15 protein-coding genes are annotated in these 23,213 nt (G+C 40.4%); all 15 read left to right on the top strand.

The genetic code is table 11. From position 1 onward, the window contains the following. Positions 1 to 32: 32 nt before the first annotated feature. On the top strand, positions 33 to 3,032 hold the full coding sequence (locus EUBC25_RS01985; protein WP_230106584.1) for an NlpC/P60 family protein: 3,000 nt from the start codon (positions 33 to 35) through the stop codon (positions 3,030 to 3,032). Between the two features lie 301 nt (positions 3,033 to 3,333). Further along, the gene (locus EUBC25_RS01980) at positions 3,334 to 5,925 is read left to right on the top strand and encodes a glucosaminidase domain-containing protein (RefSeq protein WP_230106583.1); all 2,592 of its coding nucleotides are present in this window, start codon (positions 3,334 to 3,336) and stop codon (positions 5,923 to 5,925) included. A 42-nt stretch (positions 5,926 to 5,967) separates the two neighbouring features. After that, positions 5,968 to 8,445: a GH25 family lysozyme gene (locus EUBC25_RS01975; RefSeq protein WP_230106582.1), complete on the top strand. Its 2,478-nt coding sequence runs from the start codon at positions 5,968 to 5,970 to the stop codon at positions 8,443 to 8,445. Between the two features lie 27 nt (positions 8,446 to 8,472). After that, the gene (locus EUBC25_RS01970; RefSeq protein ID WP_230106581.1) at positions 8,473 to 11,229 is read left to right on the top strand and encodes a L,D-transpeptidase family protein; all 2,757 of its coding nucleotides are present in this window, start codon (positions 8,473 to 8,475) and stop codon (positions 11,227 to 11,229) included. Between the two features lie 29 nt (positions 11,230 to 11,258). Then, entirely contained in the window at positions 11,259 to 13,316 is a 2,058-nt protein-coding gene (locus EUBC25_RS01965) for a glycerophosphodiester phosphodiesterase family protein (RefSeq protein ID WP_230106580.1), read from the top strand. 415 nt (positions 13,317 to 13,731) lie between these two features. Next, on the top strand, positions 13,732 to 14,031 hold the full coding sequence (locus tag EUBC25_RS15075; protein WP_416386660.1) for an acyltransferase family protein: 300 nt from the start codon (positions 13,732 to 13,734) through the stop codon (positions 14,029 to 14,031). An 11-nt stretch (positions 14,032 to 14,042) separates the two neighbouring features. After that, a complete protein-coding gene (locus EUBC25_RS01960) occupies positions 14,043 to 14,543 on the top strand; it encodes a hypothetical protein (protein ID WP_230106579.1) in 501 nt (166 codons plus the stop codon). A 48-nt stretch (positions 14,544 to 14,591) separates the two neighbouring features. Continuing rightward, positions 14,592 to 15,662 carry an NAD-dependent epimerase/dehydratase family protein gene (locus EUBC25_RS01955; protein WP_230106578.1) on the top strand — a complete coding sequence of 357 codons (1,071 nt, stop codon included), beginning with the start codon at positions 14,592 to 14,594 and terminating at the stop codon, positions 15,660 to 15,662. A 13-nt stretch (positions 15,663 to 15,675) separates the two neighbouring features. Continuing rightward, entirely contained in the window at positions 15,676 to 16,890 is a 1,215-nt protein-coding gene (locus EUBC25_RS01950) for a CDP-glycerol glycerophosphotransferase family protein (protein ID WP_230106577.1), read from the top strand. Positions 16,891 to 16,929: 39 nt separating this feature from the next. Beyond that, on the top strand, positions 16,930 to 17,649 hold the full coding sequence (locus tag EUBC25_RS01945) for an IspD/TarI family cytidylyltransferase (protein WP_230106576.1): 720 nt from the start codon (positions 16,930 to 16,932) through the stop codon (positions 17,647 to 17,649). 14 nt (positions 17,650 to 17,663) lie between these two features. After that, positions 17,664 to 18,509, top strand: coding sequence for a LicD family protein (locus EUBC25_RS01940; protein ID WP_230106575.1), 846 nt, complete (start codon positions 17,664 to 17,666; stop codon positions 18,507 to 18,509). Positions 18,510 to 18,530: 21 nt separating this feature from the next. Next, positions 18,531 to 19,976 carry a flippase gene (locus tag EUBC25_RS01935; RefSeq protein WP_230106574.1) on the top strand — a complete coding sequence of 482 codons (1,446 nt, stop codon included), beginning with the start codon at positions 18,531 to 18,533 and terminating at the stop codon, positions 19,974 to 19,976. Between the two features lie 46 nt (positions 19,977 to 20,022). After that, positions 20,023 to 21,129, top strand: a complete 1,107-nt coding sequence (locus EUBC25_RS01930) for a glycosyltransferase family 1 protein (protein WP_230106573.1) — start codon at positions 20,023 to 20,025, stop codon at positions 21,127 to 21,129. Next, positions 21,113 to 22,015, top strand: a complete 903-nt coding sequence (locus EUBC25_RS01925) for a glycosyltransferase family 2 protein (protein WP_230106572.1) — start codon at positions 21,113 to 21,115, stop codon at positions 22,013 to 22,015. The genes EUBC25_RS01930 and EUBC25_RS01925 overlap by 17 nt, the downstream gene beginning before the upstream one ends. Positions 22,016 to 22,033: 18 nt before the next feature. Beyond that, entirely contained in the window at positions 22,034 to 23,212 is a 1,179-nt protein-coding gene (locus EUBC25_RS01920; protein WP_230106571.1) for a glycosyltransferase family 4 protein, read from the top strand. The last annotated feature ends 1 nt before the right edge of the window (position 23,213 follow it).

Below are 23,213 nucleotides of genomic sequence, written 5' to 3'. Positions count from 1 at the left end.
AAAAATATACTTTTATTGTGGGGTGAGATGTTGTGAAGAGGAAACAGATAACAGCGATTGTGCTCAGTGTCGTTTTGGCCTTCGGCACTGCAGGAACCAGTCTGGCGGCAGCACCGGGCGGAGAATACCAGACAGCAGTTCTGGAAGAAGGACAGAGCAGCCAGGAAGTGACAGATGGAACCGGAGAAGGGACACAATTGCCAGGGGAAGGAGCCGGTGAAAACGACGGAACTGTAACAGAGCCTGGTCAGACTCCGGCAGAAGGAGAAGATCAGGAACCGTCAGGGTCTGATGAAACTGCAAATCTCGGCAATCCTTCAGGAGAGGAAGGAACAGAACAACCGGGAGATTCCCAGGATCAGGGTGAGTCCGGAGAAACCGGAGACGAAGGAAATACAGGCGAAAGCGGAAATCCGGAAGATCCCGGAGAAGTAGAAGAGTCGACAGCCCCGGTACTTATGTATCGTGCACATGTGCAGAGCTACGGCTGGAATGAATGGGCCGAGAATCAAGAAGATACATGGATCGGAACAGAAGGCGAGGCAAAACGTCTGGAAGCGCTGGAACTTAAAATTGACGGTGCAGAGGGCGAGGATGGAATTGAGTATCGTGCCCATGTGCAGAGCTATGGCTGGCAGGACTGGAAGAAGAACGGAGAGACTGCCGGAACAACTGGCCAGACTAAGAGACTGGAAGCTGTTCAGATCCGTCTGACAGGTAAATTGGCAGATAAATATGATATTTACTACCGAACCCATGTGCAGAGTTATGGATGGCTTAACTGGACAAGCAACGGAGAAAAGTCCGGAAGTCTGGGGTATGCGAAACGTTTGGAAGCTATTGAGATCTGTATTGTAGAAAAGGGAGCAGCAGCGCCGGAAGGTAAAGGCGACAGTTACAAGTATCCTGTTATTTCTTATAATGCTCATTCCCAGTCCATCGGCTGGCAGGGCGAAAGATTTAATGGCCAGCAGGCTGGCGTAACCGGTCAGGCTAAAAGAATGGAAGCCATTAAGATCAAACTGCCGGACAGTGAATACGAAGGCGGAATCGAATACCAGACTCATGTGCAGTCTATTGGCTGGCAGGGTTGGAAGAAAAACGGTGAACTTGCCGGAACAACCGGACAGGCGAAGCGTCTGGAGGCCATTCAGATCCGTCTGACAGGAGATATGGCGGATTATTACGACATCTATTACCGCGCCCATGTACAGAGTTATGGATGGCTTGGCTGGACAAGTAATGGAGAGAAAGCCGGAAGCGCCGGATATGGCAAGCGTCTGGAAGCACTGGAAATCCGTCTTGTGAAAAAAGGTGATGAAGCACCTGAAATTGGCGCAGAGAGCTATAAATATCCATTGGTTTCTTATAGCGCACATTCTCAGTCTGTCGGCTGGCAGACGGCAAAATACGACAATGAAGTGGCTGGGGTAACCGGCCAGGCGAAACGTCTGGAAGCCATTAAGATCCAGATTCCGGACAATACATATGAAGGAAGTATTGAGTACCGTACCTTTGTACAGAGCTACGGATGGCAGGATTGGAAAAGAGACGGACAGATTGCCGGAACAACAGATCAGGCAAAGAGGGTAGAGGCTATCCAGATCCAATTGACCGGAGCGTTAAAAGACCACTACGATGTATATTACAGCGTTCATATGTCCAAGATCGGATGGATCAATTATGCATCTAACGGTGAGATTGCCGGAAGTACAGATTTGAGCAAACGGATTGAAGCGATCCGCATCCAGCTTGTGGAAAAAGGTGGGAAAGCGCCGGATACAAGCGGTCAAAAATATATTGAAGGGTACCAGGCAGCAGATTTCACTTATTCCGGAACCATACAGGGAAAAGGCGACAGCGGAGCAGTCCAGATGGGCGGTACACTTGGAACGACTGGTCAGGGAAAGAGACTGGAAAATATTACGCTGCATCTGAACCGGAGAACAGAAAACATGCCGGAAGGAGAGATTAGCTATGCTACGCATCTGTCCAGCCTGGGATGGCAGGAAGCTACCGGACTGGATACGGTAAACGGATGTACAGATGGAAAGTACGGCATAGAGGCAGTTAAAATTTCTCTGTCCGGCGACCTGGCAAAATACTATGATATCTATTACCGCGCTCATGTAGAGAAATACGGTTGGCTTGGCTGGGCGAAGAACGGACAGGCAGCAGGTACGACCGACATTGGTTACCGCCTGGAAGCACTGCAGATCAGACTGGTGTCCAAGGATGCCAATGCGCCGGGACCAAACAGCAATTACTATACAAATCTGAAAAAGCGGAGATATCAAAATCCGAGCCAGTATTACCAGATCAAGGATTCCATCACCCTCACCGGGGGAGGATATAATCTTTCCTATGGCTTTGAAGGGGTAAAGGTTATGCAGGTTATTCGGAAGCTTGGCCTTGGAAGCGGAATCGGCATGGGCGGAGCTTTTTACGGAACCAATGTGCAGAATGCCGTCCGCAATTTCCAGAGGAAAAATGGTTTGAGCCAGACCGGAAATGTGGATCTTCTGACCTGGCTGAAGCTTGGATTTAACCAGGTACAGTGGGAACAGTGGGGCGCGTATGTAAGTCCTATGAAGGTGAATCGAGACAGTACGAGATCTGACCATATTGAGGCGATGATCAGTACAGCTTATTCTTACATGGGAACAGCCTATGTGATCGGAGCATCCGGCCCTCCGGGAACCGGAATCGACTGCAGTGGACTTGTGATGCAGGCTCTTTATGGAGCCGGACTTGATATTTCTCCTATCAATCCGGTAAGACACGCTCACCCGGGTTATGAGTATGAGTCGAGAAATATGTGGGCATCACCGAAGTTTAAGCATGTACCATACAGCCAGAGACAGAGGGGCGATCTGATCTTCTATCAGAACAGTTCTGGAGTAGTGATCCATGTAGCGATCTATCTTGGAAACAATCAGGTGATCGAATCCTGGCCGAATCAGGTTGTAGTATGGCCGGTACAAAACGGACAGAGATCGAATATCAAAGGAGTCGTAAGACCTTTTGTATAGAAAACCGTGGAAAATAAAGGATAGCAGGGGCATTTCCTTGCTATCCTTTATTTTTATATGGTATAATATCCGCGTAGGCAATGAACCGTGCAAAAATGTAAGAGGGACAAATGAATGCTTGCATGCAATTTGGACATCTTGCATTTTTATAGGGCGAAAGCCCGCGAGCGAGAATCCGAAGGATTCGAGCTTGCACGTTGTATGAGAAAAGAGGAAATAATGCATAAAGCGCCCGCGGGGCTTTAACAGCTCTTTTGTCAGCTTCAGAAGAAAAACGGGGATACAAATAAGGAGGAAATATATGAAAAGAAAATGGAGAAAATGGGTTGCCCTGATCCTGTGCATGGGAATGCTGTCAGGAAGCAGCATTTTAACCTATGCTGATGAACCGGCAATGGCAGAAAGCCAATCAGCGGCAGAGGAAAACACGGAAGAAACGGCAGCGTCCGAAACAGAAGAGATGGACGCGGCTTCAGAAGTTTCAGAGGAAAATGAAGAAGTGCAGTCAGAAGCAGAGCAGACGGGAGAGAGTCAGACGGCCGATACATCCTCTGGGGACCAATCCGGCGCTGACGCCGGAATGTCTATGGCTGCCAAAGAAGTCTACAGTATAGATGAAAATGGAAATGTGTATCTGCTGGAAGAAGATAACGGGGGAGTTGTAGAGGAAAGCAGCGCGAGAAGATATGCCAGAGCTGCTTCAGAAAAGATCGTAAACTTCCGTGCCAATGCCAGTGGACAGACAGTCACTGATATTACAGAATATACGGAATACAATACCGGAGAGTCCGGCTATGTATATGGAAGAAGCGGTGCTGACGCAGCGTACCTTGGAGAAGTGAACGGAAAAGTAAAATTCATGATAGCAGGCGTTGTGGGTCTGGTGGATAAATCCAAGGTTCAGGTAGTTAACCTTAGCAGCGCCAAAAGCTATAGCTGTTACTATGCCGATGGAACAAATCTGATCCACAGGATCACAATGAACATGACCACAAGCGGATGGGGCGGATTCGTCAATGTGGGACCGCAGCAGTCCTATATGAAAACAGGGCAGAGTTACTACAGCTATGATGGACACTATTTCTATCAGAACTACAGTACGATGCTTTCTGATTACAGAAACAATACGAGACAAAATTCCATTAATGCAAATAGCCCATATTATAACTATTTTCAGTACCTGCCTTTGAGAAGCCAGACAGCTTATTCCGGAAGTGCGCTGAACAATATGATCAACAGACATGCTTCCGGTAATTCCAAGATGAACAATACAGGTGCGAATTTTGTGAACCGCCAAAATTCTTACGGCACAAACGCACTTATCATGGCATCTGTGGGAGCGATTGAAAGCGGCTGGGGAAGCAGCAGTATTGCCCAGAGTAAAAACAATCTGTTTGGACTGAATGCGGTAGATTCCTCACCGGGAGAGAGTGCTGATACATATAAAAGCGTAGACGCATGTATCCAGACATTTTCAGAGACCTATTTATCCAAGCGGTATTTAAGAGCAGGGTGGTCCTTCTATCATGGCGGATTCCTGGGAGATAAAGCGAGCGGTATGAACGTAAGCTATGCTTCGGATCCATACTGGGGTGAGAAGATCGCTAATATTGCATGGCAGCTGGATAATGAAAACGGGCAGAAAGACCGCTATAAATATACGATCGGGATCAAAGATACCATCAATACAAAATACAATGTAGTCAATGTAAGAAAAGAGGCCAATACGGCATCCAATGTGTTGTATACAACCACAAGTTCCTCCGGGCGTTCTGTTTCCAATTATGCAGTATTGATAAAAGGAAGCAGCGGAAGCTTTTACCAGATACAGAGTGATCCGGTGCTGAACAGTGGAAGAACAGCAATCAATTCAAATTCCGGAGCATATAACTTTTCCAATATGTATGCCTATATCAGTAAAGATTATGTGACAGTCGTATCCGGAAAAGTAAGCGGCGGCGGTGATACTCAGACACCTTCCGCCTCCGAAGGGATTACTTATTCTGTCCATGCTCAGACCTATGGCTGGATGGGCGAGCAGAAGGACGGAGCAATGGCTGGAACAGAAGGAGAAGCGAAGCGGCTTGAGGCTGTTAAGATCAAGCTTCGGGATCCATCGGTCAGCGGTTCAGTAAAATACAGAAGCCATATTCAAAGTATCGGCTGGACGGACTGGAAGTCCGACGGCGCTATGTCCGGGACAGAAGGCCAGGCAAAGCGGATGGAAGCGATCCAGATCCAGCTGACAGGAAAGATGGCAGAAAAATATGATATTTATTACCGGGTACACTGCCAGACTTACGGCTGGCTCGACTGGGCGAAAAACGGCGAGACAGCAGGAACGACAGACGGGGCAAAGCGGATGGAGGCATTGGAGATCCGGCTTGTGAAGAAAGGCGGGGCAGCTCCGGGAGAAACTATGCGTACCTATGTACAGCCGCTGCTGCAGTACCAGACCCATGTACAGACCTATGGCTGGCAGGAAATGGAAGAAGGCGGCGTAAAGGCCGGGACAGAAGGCCAGGCAAAGCGGATGGAAGCGCTGAAGCTTTCTCTTGTGAATCAGAAGTACAGCGGGAATATAGAGTATAAAGTCCATGTACAGACCTATGGCTGGATGAACACGATGCGAAACGGTGCGCTTGCAGGAACGACAGGCCAGGCGAAACGGATGGAAGCCATTCAGATCCAGTTGACAGGCCAGATGGCAAAGCAGTATGATATTTATTATCGGGTACATTCCCAGAGTTATGGCTGGCTTGGCTGGGCCAAAAACGGTGAATCTGCCGGGACAGAAGGACTTGCAAAGCGAATGGAAGCCATTCAGATCGTTCTTGTGAAAAAAGGCGGAGAAGCTCCGGGAAGTACAGATCAAAGATTTGTAAAAGCATAAGATATAAAAGGGAAGAATCAGAGAAAAAAGGAGGAGTTTACATTGAAAAGAAACTGGAAGAGACTGACAGCGCTGGCTTTGGCAGTATGCCTGACGGCCGGAATGGCATTTTCAGTAGACTTTAGCAGTAATGCGGCAGAAAATGACGGAACAGCTGCAGTTTCAGAAGAAAATGGAACAGAAGCGCCTGCGACCGGACAGGATGATACAGCATCTGATCAGGAGACAGGCAGCGGTTCAGAGGGGAGCGGCACGGAAACAGAAGGGACCACTGAAGATTCGGCTGAAACTTCTGACGGGACAGGAGACAATGCGGCAGTAAGCACAGAAGAGAGTGGGGAAACAGAAGAACAAGCATCCAATGAAGCGGCAGAAGAGCAGTCAGAAGAAGAACCACAGACTCGTCTGGCAAACAGCTGGAGATACTCCAACGGTCAGCCGATTCAGAGCAAAACGGCAAGATCAGCACGTGCAGTTTCCAATGCATGGGAAAAGGTAAATGGCAGATATGTTAACTCCTATGGAGATCCTATTCCGGGAGCGCAGCTGAAAGGCGTGGATGTCAGCGAGTGGCAGGGAAAAATTGACTGGGCAAAAGCAAAAGCAGACGGTATCGAATATGCGATCATCCGTGTGGGCTGGCATGGAAACAACGACAGCCATGTAGATGACTGGTTTGAATACAATGTTTCCGAGTGTGAGAGACTGGGTATTCCATACGGTGTATATCTCTATTCTTATATTACAACGACGGCAGGAGCTACAAATGCTGCAAATTTTGTATTAAATCAATTAAAAGGACATACTCTTTCCTATCCGGTATATCTGGATCTGGAAGATAATAGTACGATCAATACAAACCATGGCGCCATTGCCCAGACTTTTTTAAACAAAATCACAGCAGCCGGTTACAGAGGCGGCGTCTATGCCAATCTGAACTGGTGGAATAATTATCTGACAAGTTCTGTGTTTAACAATGCGGCATGGTCAAAATGGGTGGCACAGTATAATTATGAGTGTAATTATACTGGTACTTATGATATGTGGCAGTGTACCTCTTCAGGTAAAGTTGACGGAATTTCCGGCAATGCAGATCTTAACTTCTGGATGGTGAAGACCTATGATCAGCAGCCGATAGAAGTAGAAGATCCGAATATCATCAGCTATTCGTCTCATATGCAGACATTTGGCTGGCAGCCGACGGTTCAGAACGGATATCAGACCGGAGTGACAGGATATTACAAACGATTGGAGGCTGTTAAGATTAGTATTGGCGACGGCTATGGCGATCTGGGCGTAAGGTACAGTACGCATGTGCAAAGTTACGGCTGGATGGATTATGTGGAAAACGGAGCAACTTCAGGAACAACCGGGGAAGCGAAACGAGTGGAGGCTATTAAGATCGAGCTGACGGGAACGGAAGCCCAGAATTATGATATTTATTATCGGGCTCACTGTCAGACATACGGCTGGCTTGACTGGGCAAAGAACGGAGAGGCGGCCGGAACCCAGGGTTATGCGAAGCGGCTGGAAGCTATTCAGATCGTTGTAGTTCCGAAAGGATCAGAGGCTCCGGGAAGCACTGAAAAACCATTTGAAAAGAAACCGATGGCTGTGAAATATCAGACGTATGTAAACGGATCCGGATGGCAGGCAGCAGTGGAAAACGGAGCAACCAACGGAACAACAGGTCAGGCCAAATCTCTGGAAGCCTTGAAAGTGACTATTACAGATTCTGATTATGATGGCGGTATCAAATATGAGACTTATATGCAGACCTACGGCTGGAATGGAGAAAAGTCTAACTGGGCGGAGGCAGGACTTGCTGGCGGAGGCAAGCGCTTGGAGGCGGTAAGAATGTCTCTGGAAGGCGACATTGCGGAACATTATCATATTTACTATCGCGCTTACGTACAAAGCTATGGCTGGCTTGACTGGGCGAAGGACGGAGAAGCGGCTGGAACTTTTGATTATGCCAAGAGAATGGAGGCAATCCAGATCAAACTGGTGGAAAAGGGCGGAGCAGCTCCGGGAGAGACAGATACTCCGAGCAAACAGGCTCTTTTGAAATACAGTACTCACATCCAGACTTATGGCTGGAAGAGCTGGAGCTTTGATGGGGAACAGAGCGGAACCACAGGCCAGGCAAAACGTCTGGAAGCGATAAAGATAGATTTTGCTAATTCAAAATATGCAGGAAAGCTTCGCTACAAAACTCATGTACAGACCTATGGTTGGGAGGATAACTGGACAAAAGGTGGACAGATTGCTGGAACCACAGGCCAGGCAAAACGCCTGGAGGCTATTCAGATTGAATTGACAGATGAAATGGCAGAACAATATGACATCTATTACCGTGTACACTCTCAGACATATGGCTGGCTTGGCTGGGCGAAAAACGGCGAGTCTGCCGGAACAGAGGGACTGGCAAAACGTCTGGAAGCTATTGAGATCCAGCTGGTAGAAAAAGGCGGAGCAGCGCCGGGAAGCACAGAGCAGGCTTTTATAAAGGGTGAATAAAAAAGAAAATTATCGAGGTGAGAGAAGTTGAAGCGTTTAAAAGGAGTGACAGCCATTGTGCTGAGTGCATTTCTGATCTTTGGAAGTGCGGGAAGTGCTCTGGCATCAGAGGGAACAGTAACCAGTGCTCCAGTTACTTCAGACACCGCAGATAACAGCTTAGAGGATCAGACGGAAAATGGCGGCGTTACGGGGGAAACGGGTTTGGAGGAAACAGAACCTGAAACTGGAGATGAACAGAAAGAGACAGATTATACTACAGATCAAGGCGAAACTGAAAAAGCAGAAAGCGACGAAACGAAGGATTCTTCTGCAGGGGTGACAAATTTCGGAGATACAGTAACAGAGGCTCCTACTGCAGGAGAAGAGGCAGGCACAGACGGAACTGGTGAGGAAACTGAAGAGGGAAATGAACAGGATAAGCCGGAGGAAGAACAGATTCCTAAGCTTTCCTATCGTGTCCATGTTCAGAGCAGCGGCTGGAACAACTGGACAGAAAACAGTGGAATCATCGGTACAACCGGAAAAGGGAAAAGACTGGAAGCGATTCAGTTGAAGGTTGAAATGCCGGAACAGGGAGTAACGGAAACACCTGTAGAAGGAACGGATCCAGAAGCAACAGGGCTGGACGCAGCAGAGGTGGCTACGGAAGAACCGGAGCAGCCGGCTGGAATCGAGTACCGTGTTCATGCCCAGAGCTATGGCTGGATGGACTGGGTGAAAGACGGCGCACAGGCTGGAACCACAGGCCAGGGGAAACGATTGGAAGCCATTCAGATCCGTCTGACCGGTTCTCTGGCTGATCAATATGATATTTCCTACCGTGCACATGTAGAAAGTTATGGCTGGCTGAATTGGACAGCTAATGGAGAAAAGTCCGGAAGCCTGGGCTATGGAAAAAGGATGGAGGCTCTGGAGATTCGTCTTGTAAAGAAAGGGGAGGCAGCTCCGACAGGTGAGGGGGACAGCTATAAATACCCTGATCTTTCCTATCAGGCCCATGTACAGTCTGTTGGTTGGCAGGCGGAGAAATTTAACGGACAGACAGCCGGAGTGACCGGGCAAGCCAAGAGAATGGAAGCTATTAAAATCAAACTGCCGGATAAAGAATATGAAGGCGGAATTGAATATCAGACACATGTACAGTCTATTGGCTGGCAGGGCTGGAAGAGGGACGGACAGATTGCCGGAACTACCGGACAAAAGAAGCGCCTGGAAGCAATCCAGATTCGGTTGACCGGTGAGATGGCAAATCAGTATGATGTTTATTATCGTGCCCATGTACAGAGTTTTGGTTGGCTTGGTTGGGCGAAAAACGGCGAAGAAGGCGGAACCTTGGGCTATGGCAAGCGGATGGAAGCGTTAGAGATCCGGCTGATAAAGAAAGGGGAAGATGCGCCCGCACAGACAGCGGAAAGCTTTAAGTATCCTCTTGTATCTTACCAGGCACATTCACAGTCTGTAGGATGGCAGGAGATAAAAGCTGATAACGATATTGCCGGAGTAACCGGAAAAGGCAAGAGAATGGAAGCTATTAAAATTCAGCTTCCGAATATTGGATACGAAGGAAGTATTGAATACCGCACTTATGTACAGTCCATCGGCTGGCAAGGCTGGAAGAAAGACGGACAGATTGCCGGAACCACTAATCAGGCAAAACGAATTGAGGCTATTGAGATTAAGCTGAGCGGGGAAGTGGCAGATTATTATGATGTATATTATAGTATTCACATGTCGAAGATTGGCTGGACAAATTACGCAGTAAACGGTGAAACTGCCGGAAGTACTGACTTAAGCAAACGAATTGAGGCCATTAAGATCCAATTGGTAGAAAAAGGCGGAAAGGCGCCGAATACAAGCGGCACAAAGTTTATTGAGGGATATAAAGCCAGCGACATGTACTACAGTGGAACAATCCAGGGAAAAGGAAACAGTGGAAATGTTCAGATGGGTGGAACGCTTGGAACAACAGGTCAGAGTAAACGCCTGGAGAATATTACTGTTACGTTGAACCGCAGGACAGAGGCAATGCCTTCCGGAACTATTAAATATGCAGTGCATCTTTCAAAAACCGGGTGGACCGGCTGGTCGGAGGCGGGAAAAGTTTCCGGATGTACAGACGGCTCTAAAGGGATAGAGGCTGTGAAGTTTAGTCTGTCAGGCGACCTTTCCAAATATTATGATATTTATTATCGTACCTATGTACAGAAATATGGCTGGCTTGGCTGGGCGAAAAACGGGCAGGCAGCAGGAACTTCAAAAATCGGCTACAGACTGGAAGCATTACAGATCAGACTGGTTTCCAAGGATGCCAGCGCACCGGGAGCCAATAGGAATTATTATACAGAACAAAGAATTGTATCAGGTCCGGATGCAGGAATGTATGCACGGGCAAACCTTTACAGTAGTTCGACACCGTATATTATCATGGTTGACAGAGGAAACCGGAAGGTTGGTGTATACCAGGGCTGGAGAGGAGCATGGAAAAACGTAAAATACTGGTCCTGTACAGTGGGAGCACCAAGCACGCCTACAGTTTCCGGAGTCTTTAAAGTGGGAAGCAGAGGATATTATTTTAATTCCGGAAATGTACGCTGTTTCTGGTGGACACAGTTCTATGGTGATTATCTGTTCCATTCTACTACTTATTATCATAATGGAGCAGTAGCAGACAGCAGGCTTGGGCTTGCATTATCTCATGGATGTGTGCGTTTGAATATCAACAATGCAAAATGGATTTATGATACGATACCGAGCGGGTCAACTGTGGTGGTGTATAATTAAAAAATAGATTAGAAGTGTAGAGGATACAAGTGAAAAAGAAAATAAAACAATGTATAATAATTTTGCTGGCTGTATTGTTGCTGCCGCAGAATATTGCTATGGCAGCAGGTACAGTTCGCTCTAATGAGTCTGTAATTTTATCTTATTCGGGCCATATACAAAAATTGGGCTGGGTGGATAGTAAAAATAATGGAGAACGTTTGGGAACGGTCGGGTCCGGCCTTAGGATGGAGGCCCTGAAAATTCAAGTTAAGAATATCCGTGGATTTTCGGGAGATGTATTATATCGCAGTCATGTTCAAACATATGGCTGGGAAAACAGATGGCATAAAGACGGAGAAGTGTCAGGTACGGAAGGTCAGGCAAAACGGATGGAAGCCGTGCAGATAAAACTGACAGGAGATCTGAAACGGCTGTATGATGTTTATTACCGAGTACATGTTCAGACTTTTGGCTGGCTTGGCTGGGCCAAAAATGGAGGGACAGCAGGAAGCGAGGGTTACGCTAAACAAATAGAAGCAATTGAAATGGTTCTGGTAGATAAAGGGGATCCTTCACCGGGAAGTGAAGAATATTCTTTTTTAAATGCTCAAACAGGTGTTGGCTATGTTACCCATGTACAGACGATGGGATGGCAGGATAGCCGTACAAATGGGCAGGAAGCAGGAACAGTCGGCTTAGCTAAACGGTTGGAAAGCATCGAGATAGAGCTGAAAGATAGCCCGTATGGAGGAGATATAGAATATAAATCACATGTACAGACATATGGCTGGGAAGAAAAGTGGAAAAAAAGCGGGGAGAAGTCGGGTACAGAAGGTCAGGCAAAACGTTTAGAAGCAATTCGTATCCGTTTAACCGGCGAGATTGAAAAACATTGTGATGTTTATTATCGTGTGCACGTACAACATTATGGTTGGTTAGGCTGGGCTAAAAATGGAGAAGAAGCGGGAACAGAAGGTTTTGCATACCGTATGGAAGGAATACAAATTTTATTGCTTCCCCAAAACGCAAGGACATTTGATTCGTCAGTGTCTTTCATAAATAAAAATATTGTGGAAGAGGAAGTACCAGAATGGAAACTCTCGGACATTGTCACAGATCTTGAAGAATCAAAATGCAATGTAAATACTGCAGTGGAACTATATAATACAGTAGAAGGTACGGATGATGATGTTATTTGCCAGTATTCATGGCGCAATAACACAACCCAGGAAAGCGGAAGTATAGGTCAGGTAATTGCAGGAGACTCTGTGACCTGGACACCGGTCATTTCTGGCAATTATACTATTACGGTGAAAGCGCAGGACAAATTGTTCAGAACTATTGAAAAAGAAATGGAGATACAGGTGGTTCGGGACAGTATTGGCAAGGATGAAGTGTTTTTTACTGCCCATAGAGGTCTAAGCAGTCAGGCGCCAGACAACTCTCTTCCAGCGTTTGAGTTGGCAGGACAATCTGGATTTGATTCTATAGAAACAGATGTAATAGAAACAAAAGATGGTGTATTTGTAATTTCACATGATAATTCTTTGAGTAACATTTGTGGTGTAAATGCAAAGATTTCAGATTTGACATATGAAGAACTACAGGATTACAATACTTATCATATTTCGTTAGGGGCCAATGTAGGAAAGTATGATGATTACGATTTGCGAATTCCTACGGTAGAGGAGTTTCTAGAAATATGTATTCAATATGGATGCATACCACAGCTGGATGCCAAAAATTTAAATTCATTTGAAAGTGTGGAGAGACTTTATGAGATTTTGTGTGAATATGGTTTGCAAGATTCTTCAATAGTTACATCCTTTAATAATTTATATCTTCAGTCGTTACGAGAGTTAAATCCTAATATTACGCTTACTTATGGGGTTGATTCTACAGGATATTTGGATTATGACTGGCTCCAAAATTATAATATAGGAGTCTCTGTTCAATATAATAATGTGTTGAAGAACAATTTCAGTGAACTAAATGAAAGAGGAATTGATCTTAATGTATACACTGTAAAAGATATAAATACAGCAAAAGTGTTAATTGATAAAGGTGTCACATCTATTACAGCTGATAGAATATTGTGGGAATAAATTTAATATACTAATGTAAAAGAATATATAAAAATTTCTGGAAAATCGCTGGGATTATAAAAATTCCAGCGATTTTTTGGTATAGTTATTAATATGTAGTTAAAATATTAGTATTTGCTGTATGTTCATTCTCTTGAAATATAAAAGGAAAAGTGATAAAATTTGTAAGACTGTATAGGAGGTGGGAGGAACATAGATGTATTGGGGAGACCTGAGTAAATACAGAAATCAGTTATATGGATTGTCTATATTGTGGATAATGATATTTCATGTTTATGAAACCTTTCAAAACCAGTTGAGTTTTAATTGGATTTCTTCTGTCATATTTTTAAATGGATATATAGGAGTTGATGTATTTTTATTTTTGTCAGGGATATCCATGCGCTATGCAATGAAATAGTATGATAAGCTTAATTTGCATAACATTTGGAATTTCTACAAAAGAAGAGTTTGGAAAATTTTGAAGGTATATATAGTATTTTGTATTCCTTTTTTGATAGTCAGAGATTTAATTGTAGGACATAACTTTTCCAAATTTGTAAAGCAACTATGTTTTTTTGATGATCATGTAAGCTCGTTCTGGTATTTGTCCGCAATTATAATCTGCTATCTGATTTATCCATTTATTGAAAAATTTTTAAGGGATGAAAAGAAGAATACTATTATTGCTGTTTTAGTATTATATATTTCTTCTCTATTTCTTCTCTATTTATAATGGAAAAATATGTGCCCGAATTTTTTGGCGCTTATGAAGTTTTGCTTACAAGGATTCCCGTATTTGTTATAGGATCTCTGTGCTCATCTAAAGTATATGAAAATGAAAAAGTAACGATTGGTGAGTGGAGCATCTTTCTTTTGATTATATTGTTGAAATCACCTTTTATATACGGATTATCCTATGTAGATGCTGGTATCGCTGCGGTTATTTCACGCTTGTTATTAGGCGGAATTGGTGTGGGAACAGCATTTTTAGCGCTTTTCCTTATTAAGACTTATGAAGGTACAGTGATAGATTCTTTTGTTAAAAAGATTGGAACTTTTACATTAGAGCTTTATGTATTCCATGTTGCTTTTAGAGGAGTATTTCTTTTAGGATTTTCATATGTAGGAATTGAAATTGTAGAATACCACCAAATTAGTTTGTTTGGTATATCGTATATTTTCCTTTCATTGTTGGGAGGATGGATTTTATCTGGTATTATAAAAAGAATAAAGGTAAAAAAATGAAGATTTTTTGGGATTATTGTAACTTTATAAAAATAGAGGAGAAGATTTATGAAGTTTGAAAGTATAACAGAACAGAAGAAGGACTTGGAGAGTATAGCAGAAGGTAATATTGATTTTAGTTTATTTCGTGATTCCCGAGTATTTATCACTGGAGCTACGGGGTTAATCGGTTCATCACTGGTAAAGCTTTTTCTGCTTTGTAATAAGAAGTTAGATTTGAATATACATGTTGTGGCTATGGTACGCAATGAAAATAAAGCTGCTCGATGTTATGGGGATTTATTACATGAAAAGAATTTGGAAATATATGTGGGAGATATAAGAGAAAACATATCGTATGAAAAGCCGATTGATTATATTTTTCATGCAGCAAGTATTACGGCTTCAAAAACCATGGTTAATGATCCAGTAGGGACGATAGAAATTGCATATCAGGGAACAAGGAATATGTTAGATTTGGCTCATAGTAACAAGGTGAAAGGTTTCGTATATATTTCTTCTATGGAAGTGTATGGGATTCCGGATGAAAATTTAAATTTTGTTAAAGAACAAGATTTGGGTTATATAGACTTGTTTAATGTGAGGAGCAGCTACTCGGAGGGGAAAAGAATTTGTGAATGTCTGTGCAAGGCATATCAGGCAGAATATGAAGTACCGGTTAAGGTGGCCAGATTAGCACAGACTTTTGGAGCCGGTGTGTTTGAAGATGATAATAGAATTTATGCACAAATAGCAAGAAGCGTTATAGAAAGCAAAGATATTATTTTGCACTCTGATGGAAAATCAGAAGGAAATTATTGTTATCTTAAAGATACAATTGAAGGGATAATTTTGATAGCTCTTAAAGGAAATCCTGGAGAAGCGTATAATGTAGTTAATGAGAAAATGCATATGGAAATACGTGAGATGGCAGATTTTGTGGCGAGAAACATAGCTGATGGAAAGGTAAGTGTTAAATATGAAATTCCTGAAAATGCTTTATCATTTGGATATGCACCTAAGGTTAAAATGAAACTTTCAGGGGAAAAACTTAGAAAATTGGGCTGGAGACCTCAAATAGATATGAAAGAAGCATATGAAAAGATGATTCAGGATATGAAATTAGCAGATTTAAAGTAGGGAGAAAATAAATATGCATATTAAAGATACTTTAAAATTGATAAATACAATTCGATTTAAAGATATCCCATATATGGCAAAATTAGCTGTTACCTTTATTCCAGGGAAAATATATAAGGTGATGAATGATGATATATGGATAATTTCTGAATATCCGGAAAATGCCAGAGATAACGGGTATTGGCTTTTTAAATATGTCAGGGAATATTATCCAGACAAAAAAGTTTTCTATCCTATTAAAAAAGAAGCTTCTGACTTCTTTAAAATCGAAAAATTGGGAAATTACATTGAGCATGGAAGTCTGAAACATTACCTTTTGTTTTGGGCCGCGAGTAAATATGTGGGAACAACGAAATACCATGGATTCCCAGATGAAAGGATATCAGCTGGAATATATGAAATAGGAATTAACCGATTTAAGTATGTGTTTTTGAATCATGGTTTTACGCGTGGACATTCGAATATAGTTGACGGGACGAAAACGTCATACGATTTGATATTTGCGATTTCGGATATTGAAAAAAAGGTAATAGTGAATTTGAATCATCAAAAAGAAGAAAAAGTAAAAGCAGTTGGATTTTGCAGGCAAGATAATTTAGATAATTCTTTACTTGATCCTAAATTGATTGTAGTTATGCCTACCTGGCGGAGATGGTTAGATTATCGACATGCTGAAAGTAAAGATAGGGTAAAGCAGATTCAAAAAGATTTCTTAAAATCAGATTACTATAAAAATTATTTGGCATTGTTGCATAAGGAAGAACTCTTGGACTTTTTAGAAAAACAAGATTTGAGATTGGTTTTATACTTTCATGGATATGCGCAGGAGTATTTGGAATATTTTCAGTCGATATCGAATAGGATTATTGTTGCTAGAAAAGAAGAATATTTTGTGCAGGATTTGTTAAAACAAGCCTCGTTCTTAGTTACTGATTATTCTTCTGTAGCGGTGGATTATAGTTATATGAAAAAGCCTATGCTGTACTATCAGTTTGATGCAGAAGAGTTTGCACAAAAACAATATGCTGGTAGCCAATATTATGATTTTGAAGAGGATGGATTTGGACCGGTAGTTACTGGATTGGATCAGGTTGTTGATGAAATTGAAAAGTCCTATCAAAATGGTTTTATAATGGAAGAAAAATATGTAGACAGAGTAAATAAGTTTTTCCCATCTTTTGATACTGAGCATTGCAAAAGGACATACGATTTAATAGAAAAATTATAAATGACAGCGATTTTATGTTGGATAATAGAGGAGATACCTATGAATTATGCAGTGATTTTTGCCGGAGGTACAGGGACACGTATGAATGCCAGAACCTGTCCAAAGCAATTTCTTAAACTTCATGATAAAGAAATTATTGTTTATACGTTAGAGCATTTTGAAAGACATCCGGAAATAGACGGAATCTCCGTTGTGTGTATAGCAGAATGGATAGATTATTTAAAAGTATTGTTAGATAAATATCGTTTGAAAAAGGTAAAGTGGATTTCTGCTGGCGGATCAACAGGTCAGGAGTCTATTTATAAAGGGTTGAATGCCATGCGTGAGGATATTGAGGAAGATTCTATAGTATTGATCCATGATGGTGTCCGGCCATTGATAGATGCAGAATTGATTTCAGATAATATACAAGTTGCAAAAACAAAAGGATGCGCCATTACAGTTGTTCCAGCTATAGAAACTATTATGCTTGTTAATGATGAGGGACAAATCGTACAGAATGTTGATAGAAGTAGATGTAGAGTTGTGCGTGCTCCTCAAAGTTTTGTATATAAAGATATTATGAAGGTTCATGATAACGCTCGCTTGGAGGGAATCAATGATATAGTAGATTCGGCAACGATGATGACGAGAGCTGGTTTTAAATTATATCCTGTCACAGGAAAGCCAGAAAATATTAAAATTACTACGCCGTCGGATTATTATACATTTCGGGCAATTGTAGAGGCAAAAGAAAACTCACAAATATTTGGAATATAATTGGAGTGAAAAGCATGGAAGATTATTATGATCAGGAAACATTGCATAAGGTACAAAACGTCCAAAAAGAAATATTAAAAGATGTGCTCAAAATCTGTGAAGAAAATGGCATAGATGTTTTTGCAGTTTTTGGAACAGCACTGGGGATAGTGAGGCATCAGGGGTTTATTCCGTGGGATGATGATATAGATGTTGCAATGTTTAGAGAAGATTTTGTAAGGTTTAAGGAAGTGGCGCAAAGAGAGTTGGGACAGAAATATGAGTTCCTTACTCCGGAAATTAATAATAATTATGCGACTACAGTTACACACTTCCAAAAAAAAGGCACTAAATTTGTATCGATAGATACTAAAGAGTGTAATTATATACAGGGAATTTGTATAGATATTTTTATATATGATTCCTTGGCATTAGGGAAAACGAAAAAAATAGCTCAATATTTTGAAACCTGGTTTTTAGGTAGACTATTATTTTTAAGTGGGAAAGGTACAGTTTTTATACCGTATACAGGAATAAAAAAGAAAGTAGCAATTGGGATATGTTCTATAGTTAGAGGTTTTTTAAAATTATTTAGAATTACCCCATTAAAAATATATAGAAAATTTAAAAAAGTATCCCAAAAGTACAACAGGGAGAATGCAGAATACTATGTGGCTTTTGAGACACCCAAGCCATGGCTGAATGCTATGCGAAAAGAGGATATATACCCTTTGAAGAAAATGAGATTTGATGATTTTTATATTGATGTACCGAATAATGTAAATAGACATTTGAGAAAAATATTTGGGGACTATATGAAGTTGCCTCCAGTTGAAAAAAGAGTGAATCATAGGCCATATTTGATTGATTTTGGAGATTAGAATAGTATATGGGGAGTCAATATGAGTCAGAAATCAGTTACTTTTAATTTAATAGCTAATGGAATAAAGACTTTGATGAGTGTATTGTTCCCATTAATAACATTTCCATATGCTTCTAGGATTCTAGGAGCCGATGGTATCGGAAAAGTTAATTATGCAAGTTCTATTATTACCTATTTTTCTTTAATTGCAACTTTGGGTATAAATACGTATGCTGTACGAGAGGGAGCTCGTATCAGAAACGATCAGGAAAAGTTACAAAAGTTTGTAAAAGAGATTTTCCGTATTAACCTTTGCACAACATTTATAGCTTATATATTATTAACGGTATTTTTGTGTCTACCTTTTCTTCGCGGATATAAAGACCTCTTGGTGATTTTTAGCATCAGTATTGTTTTTACTACTGTTGGGATTGAGTGGTTGTTTACTATTGAAGAAGAATATGCTTATATTACAAAGAGGGCAATTCTTTTTCAGTTTTTATCCTTAATACTTTTATTTCTTCTGGTTCGAGACAGAAAGGATTATTATTGGTATGCAGCTTTAACTGTCATTTCAGCAGGCGGATCAGCCTTGATGAATTTTTGGCATTCAAGAAAGTTTGTAGATTGGAAAAAGAAGGAGGAGAGCTATGAGTACCGAAAGCATCTGAAGCCAATAATAATTATCTTTGGGACGAGCCTTGCTACAAGTCTATATATGACTATGGACACAACTATGCTGGGTGCTATGAAGGGGGATAGAGCAGTAGGAATTTATACTGCAGCTACGAAAATAAACTTGGTTATTAATACTCTTATTGGTACAATATCATCTACTATACTTCCTAGAGTTTCATTTTATATAGGAAATGGAAAGAAACGTGAATATGAAGAGTTGATGAAGGTATCCATGGATATACTATTTATGATTGCGATTCCGGCTGCTGTAGGGATGATGTGTACCAGCGATGTTTCTATATTATTGTTTAGTGGAAAAGAATTTCTTGGTGGTGTTACAGCAGCGAACATTTTGGCAGTAAAAATTGTTATAGGAGCAGTAAATCGTGTTATGGCCTATCAAATTTGTATTCCATATAAAAAGGATAAAGAGGTATTAGTATCAACAGTTTGTGGTGCAGTATTTAATTTAGGAGCTAACTTATTTTTTATCCATTTGTTTGGAGTTGAAGGCGCAGCAATTGCTACTTTGCTGTCAGAAGTAGTAGTTTATATCGTTCTTTTAAGATATTCTAAAAAAATAATAGATGTAAAAAAATTCTATTATAGATGCCCAGTTTATTTGAGTATTTGTATAGGCTTTTTCTTTATAAGATGGGGAGTGAACCAAATTACTTCCAATGTAGTTTTATGTTTAGCGTTTACAGTAATTATATGTGTAGGCTTTTATTTTGGAATACTTTTGTTAATTAAAGATCCATATTTGAATAATTATAGAAAAAAGATATTTCTTTTCATCAAAAAATAAAAATGTCCTTATTTTTTGATGAGATAATGCCGGAAGGGAGAAGAGTATGGTAAAAGTACTTCATGTTATAGGAAAAATGGACCGAGCAGGGGCAGAAACATTGATTATGAATATCTATCGTATGATTGACAGACGGATGGTGCAATTTGATTTCTTAGTGTTTTCAAAAGAAGAGGCAGATTATGATAAAGAGATTAAAAAGTTAGGTGGGAAAATTTATCATATGCCTATGTTTAAGGGGTATAATTATTTGAAATTAAATAGATATTTCGAAAAATTTTTTAAAGCGCATCCTTATAACATTGTTCATGGACATTTGGGAAGTCTTGCGCCTTTATATTTGGCTAAAGCAAAAAAATATGGAGCATATGTCATTGCTCATAGTCATAGTACAAAGTCTAATCAATTTTGGGGTAGTAAAATCTATTATATTTTAAATCACAGGGTGATTCATATTGCAGACTATTTTATGGCATGTTCTATGCAGGCAGGAATAGACAGGTATGGAGAAAGAATTGTACGACAAAATAATTTTAAAATAATAAACAATGGAATAGATGTAGAAAAATATAAATATTCTATTGAAAGGCATAGAAATTTAAAAAAAGTTTTTAAAGTAGAGGATAAATTTATATTGGGGCACGTGGGACGGTTTTCCCAAGAAAAGAATCATAAATTTTTAATAGAAATTTTCGATGATATTCATAAAAAGATAGAGAATGCAGTGTTATTTTTAGTAGGCAGAGGTTCTCTAGAAAAAGAAATTAGACAATTGGTTATAGAAAAAGGATTAGAAAGAAAGGTTTTTTTTCTTGGAATACGAGAAGATATCCCGGATTTGATGAATTTATTTGACGTATTTGTTTTTCCCTCTGTTTTTGAAGGACTTGGCATTGCGGGAGTGGAGGCGCAAGCATCTGGGTTACCATGTTTTTTTTCGGATGGCATAGCAAAAGAGGCGATTATTACGGATAACGTATATGTGTATTCTTTAGGAGCGGGTGCAAGTGAATGGTCTAAAAAAATTTTGGCAGTGTTAGAAAAATTTGAGAGGAAAGATAGGAGTAAAGTTGTAGAAGAAGCAGGATTTGATATAAGGCATACGGCATTGGATATACAGGAGTTTTACCTGAAAAATGGAAGGAGCCAGTAAGAAGAAAATGTGTAAGAAAACCTTAACAATATTTACGCCTACTTATAATAGAGGATATATTTTGCAAAAATTGTATAAAAGTCTGAAGAAACAGAGAAATATAGACTTTCAATGGTTGATCGTAGATGATGGATCTACAGATAATACAGAACAGATAGTTGATACATGGATTAAAGAAAATAAGATTCAGATTTGTTATTATAAACAGGAAAACGGAGGAAAGCAAAGAGCTTTTAACAGAGGCGTTAACAATGCAAAAACGGAACTTTTTATGTGCATTGATTCTGATGAATATCTTTTAGAAGACGCGGTGGAGATTATTTTGCAGCAGTGGAAAAAGATAAGAAAGAATAAAAATTTGGCAGGAATGGTTGCTCTTCGAGGAAAAACGGAAGACCAGCCTATTGGAACATATTTTCCAGAAAGAATAAAAGAAAGTAGTTTAGGAGAGTTGTATAGTTCCTATCATTTTAAAGGGGATACAGAATTAATATATAGGACTGAAATTTTGAAAGAATATCCATTTTGGGTTGCAGAAAATGAAAAATTTATGGGTGAAAGTTATGTGTATCAGCAAATAGATCAAAAGTATAAACTGTTTATATTGCGCAAAATTGTTGCAGTAGGAGAATATTTACAAGATGGATATACACATAATGTCAGAAGGTTAATAAAAGAAAATCCTATTAGCTATACCGAGTTAAGAAGACAAAGTGTGATTTATGCTAAAAATATAAAAACACGTTTTTATCATACAATGCTATGTATAGTTGGTTGTATTATGAGCAAACAAAAAGTATTTTCAGTAGCTCCATATAAAACTTTGGCGGTGTTGGCCTATATTCCGGCAAGGTTAGTATGGTTGATTTACTATAAAAAAGTGTAGAAATTATGGAGATATTAAATGAAAAGAAAAAGATATTGTATATTTTCAGCACAGTATTTTCCGCATTTAGGAGGAGTGGAAAGATATACATATAATCTTTCGAAAAGATTATTGGAACGGGGAAATGAAGTTATAGTAGTAACATCTAATGTGGCTCGTTTAAAATCATATGAGATAGTGGATGGAATACCAGTATTTCGTTTGCCTTGTATTGATTTATTAGATGGAAGATATCCTGTTCTTAAACTGACAAAAGAATTTTTTTGTATTCATGAAATTTTATTTCAGAAGCAGTTTGATATGATCATTGTTAATACTAGATTTTATCTACATTCTTTATATGGAATGATTTTTGCTAAAATGAAAAGAGTAAAGTGTATTACGATAGAACATGGGACAAGCCATTTGTCTGTACATAGCAGATTATGGGATTTTCTTGGGGGAGTGTATGAACATTGCCTGACTAAGGTTGGACAGTTATTCTGCCAGGATTACTATGGGGTTTCGGAGGCTTGCAACCAGTGGCTGCAACATTTTCATATAAAGGCTAAAGGAGTATTATATAATTCTATTGATTTAAATGAAGTGGAATTATTAAAAAGAAATACAGAAAAGTGTTTTAGAAAAAAATACAATGTTCCTGATGATGCAATAGTTATAACTTTTACAGGGAGATTGTTAAAGGAAAAAGGGATACTTATTCTGTTAAATGTTTTAGAACAATTACATAAAAAATATGCAAATCTTTATCTATTTATCGCAGGTGATGGGGATTTGGAAGAAGAAATAGAGAAAAGAAGAACGGATTATATAATACCGCTTGGCAGGATTGAATTTAAAGATATTATTACTCTACTGACAGAGACAGATATCTTTTGTTTACCTTCTTTCTCAGAAGGATTTTCTACATCGCTATTGGAAGCGGCAGCGTGTAGATGTTATATTATAACTACTGCACGAGGCGGAGCGAGAGAGTTATTAATTAATCAAGACTACGGGACAGTTATTCCGGATAATAATGAAGCAACTTTATACGAGGCGTTTAAGCAGGTGCTAGAAGAAACAGAGAAGAGAAAAAAAGCTGTACAATTAACATATAATCGGCTTTCAGCAAATTTTACATGGGATATTGTAGAAAAACAAGTGGAAATAATATGTGAGAGCAAAGGAAAGAAAACTGTACGAAAGGAAAAATGAG

This window comes from Claveliimonas bilis, assembly GCF_020892095.1.
In the GTDB taxonomy this organism is placed as follows: Bacteria; Bacillota; Clostridia; order Lachnospirales; family Lachnospiraceae; genus Claveliimonas; species Claveliimonas bilis.
Note: the sequence above shows the minus strand (reverse complement) of the source record. Positions and strands in the feature narration are given on the sequence as shown.

Coding starts and splice junctions, on each gene's coding strand:
- EUBC25_RS01940 (WP_230106575.1), top strand. CDS start 17,664: ATGGAAGATTATTATGATCAGGAAACATTGCATAAGGTACAAAACGTC.
- EUBC25_RS01980 (WP_230106583.1), top strand. CDS start 3,334: ATGAAAAGAAAATGGAGAAAATGGGTTGCCCTGATCCTGTGCATGGGA.
- EUBC25_RS01955 (WP_230106578.1), top strand. CDS start 14,592: ATGAAGTTTGAAAGTATAACAGAACAGAAGAAGGACTTGGAGAGTATA.
- EUBC25_RS01935 (WP_230106574.1), top strand. CDS start 18,531: ATGAGTCAGAAATCAGTTACTTTTAATTTAATAGCTAATGGAATAAAG.
- EUBC25_RS01920 (WP_230106571.1), top strand. CDS start 22,034: ATGAAAAGAAAAAGATATTGTATATTTTCAGCACAGTATTTTCCGCAT.
- EUBC25_RS01925 (WP_230106572.1), top strand. CDS start 21,113: ATGGAAGGAGCCAGTAAGAAGAAAATGTGTAAGAAAACCTTAACAATA.
- EUBC25_RS01950 (WP_230106577.1), top strand. CDS start 15,676: ATGCATATTAAAGATACTTTAAAATTGATAAATACAATTCGATTTAAA.
- EUBC25_RS01945 (WP_230106576.1), top strand. CDS start 16,930: ATGAATTATGCAGTGATTTTTGCCGGAGGTACAGGGACACGTATGAAT.
- EUBC25_RS01930 (WP_230106573.1), top strand. CDS start 20,023: ATGGTAAAAGTACTTCATGTTATAGGAAAAATGGACCGAGCAGGGGCA.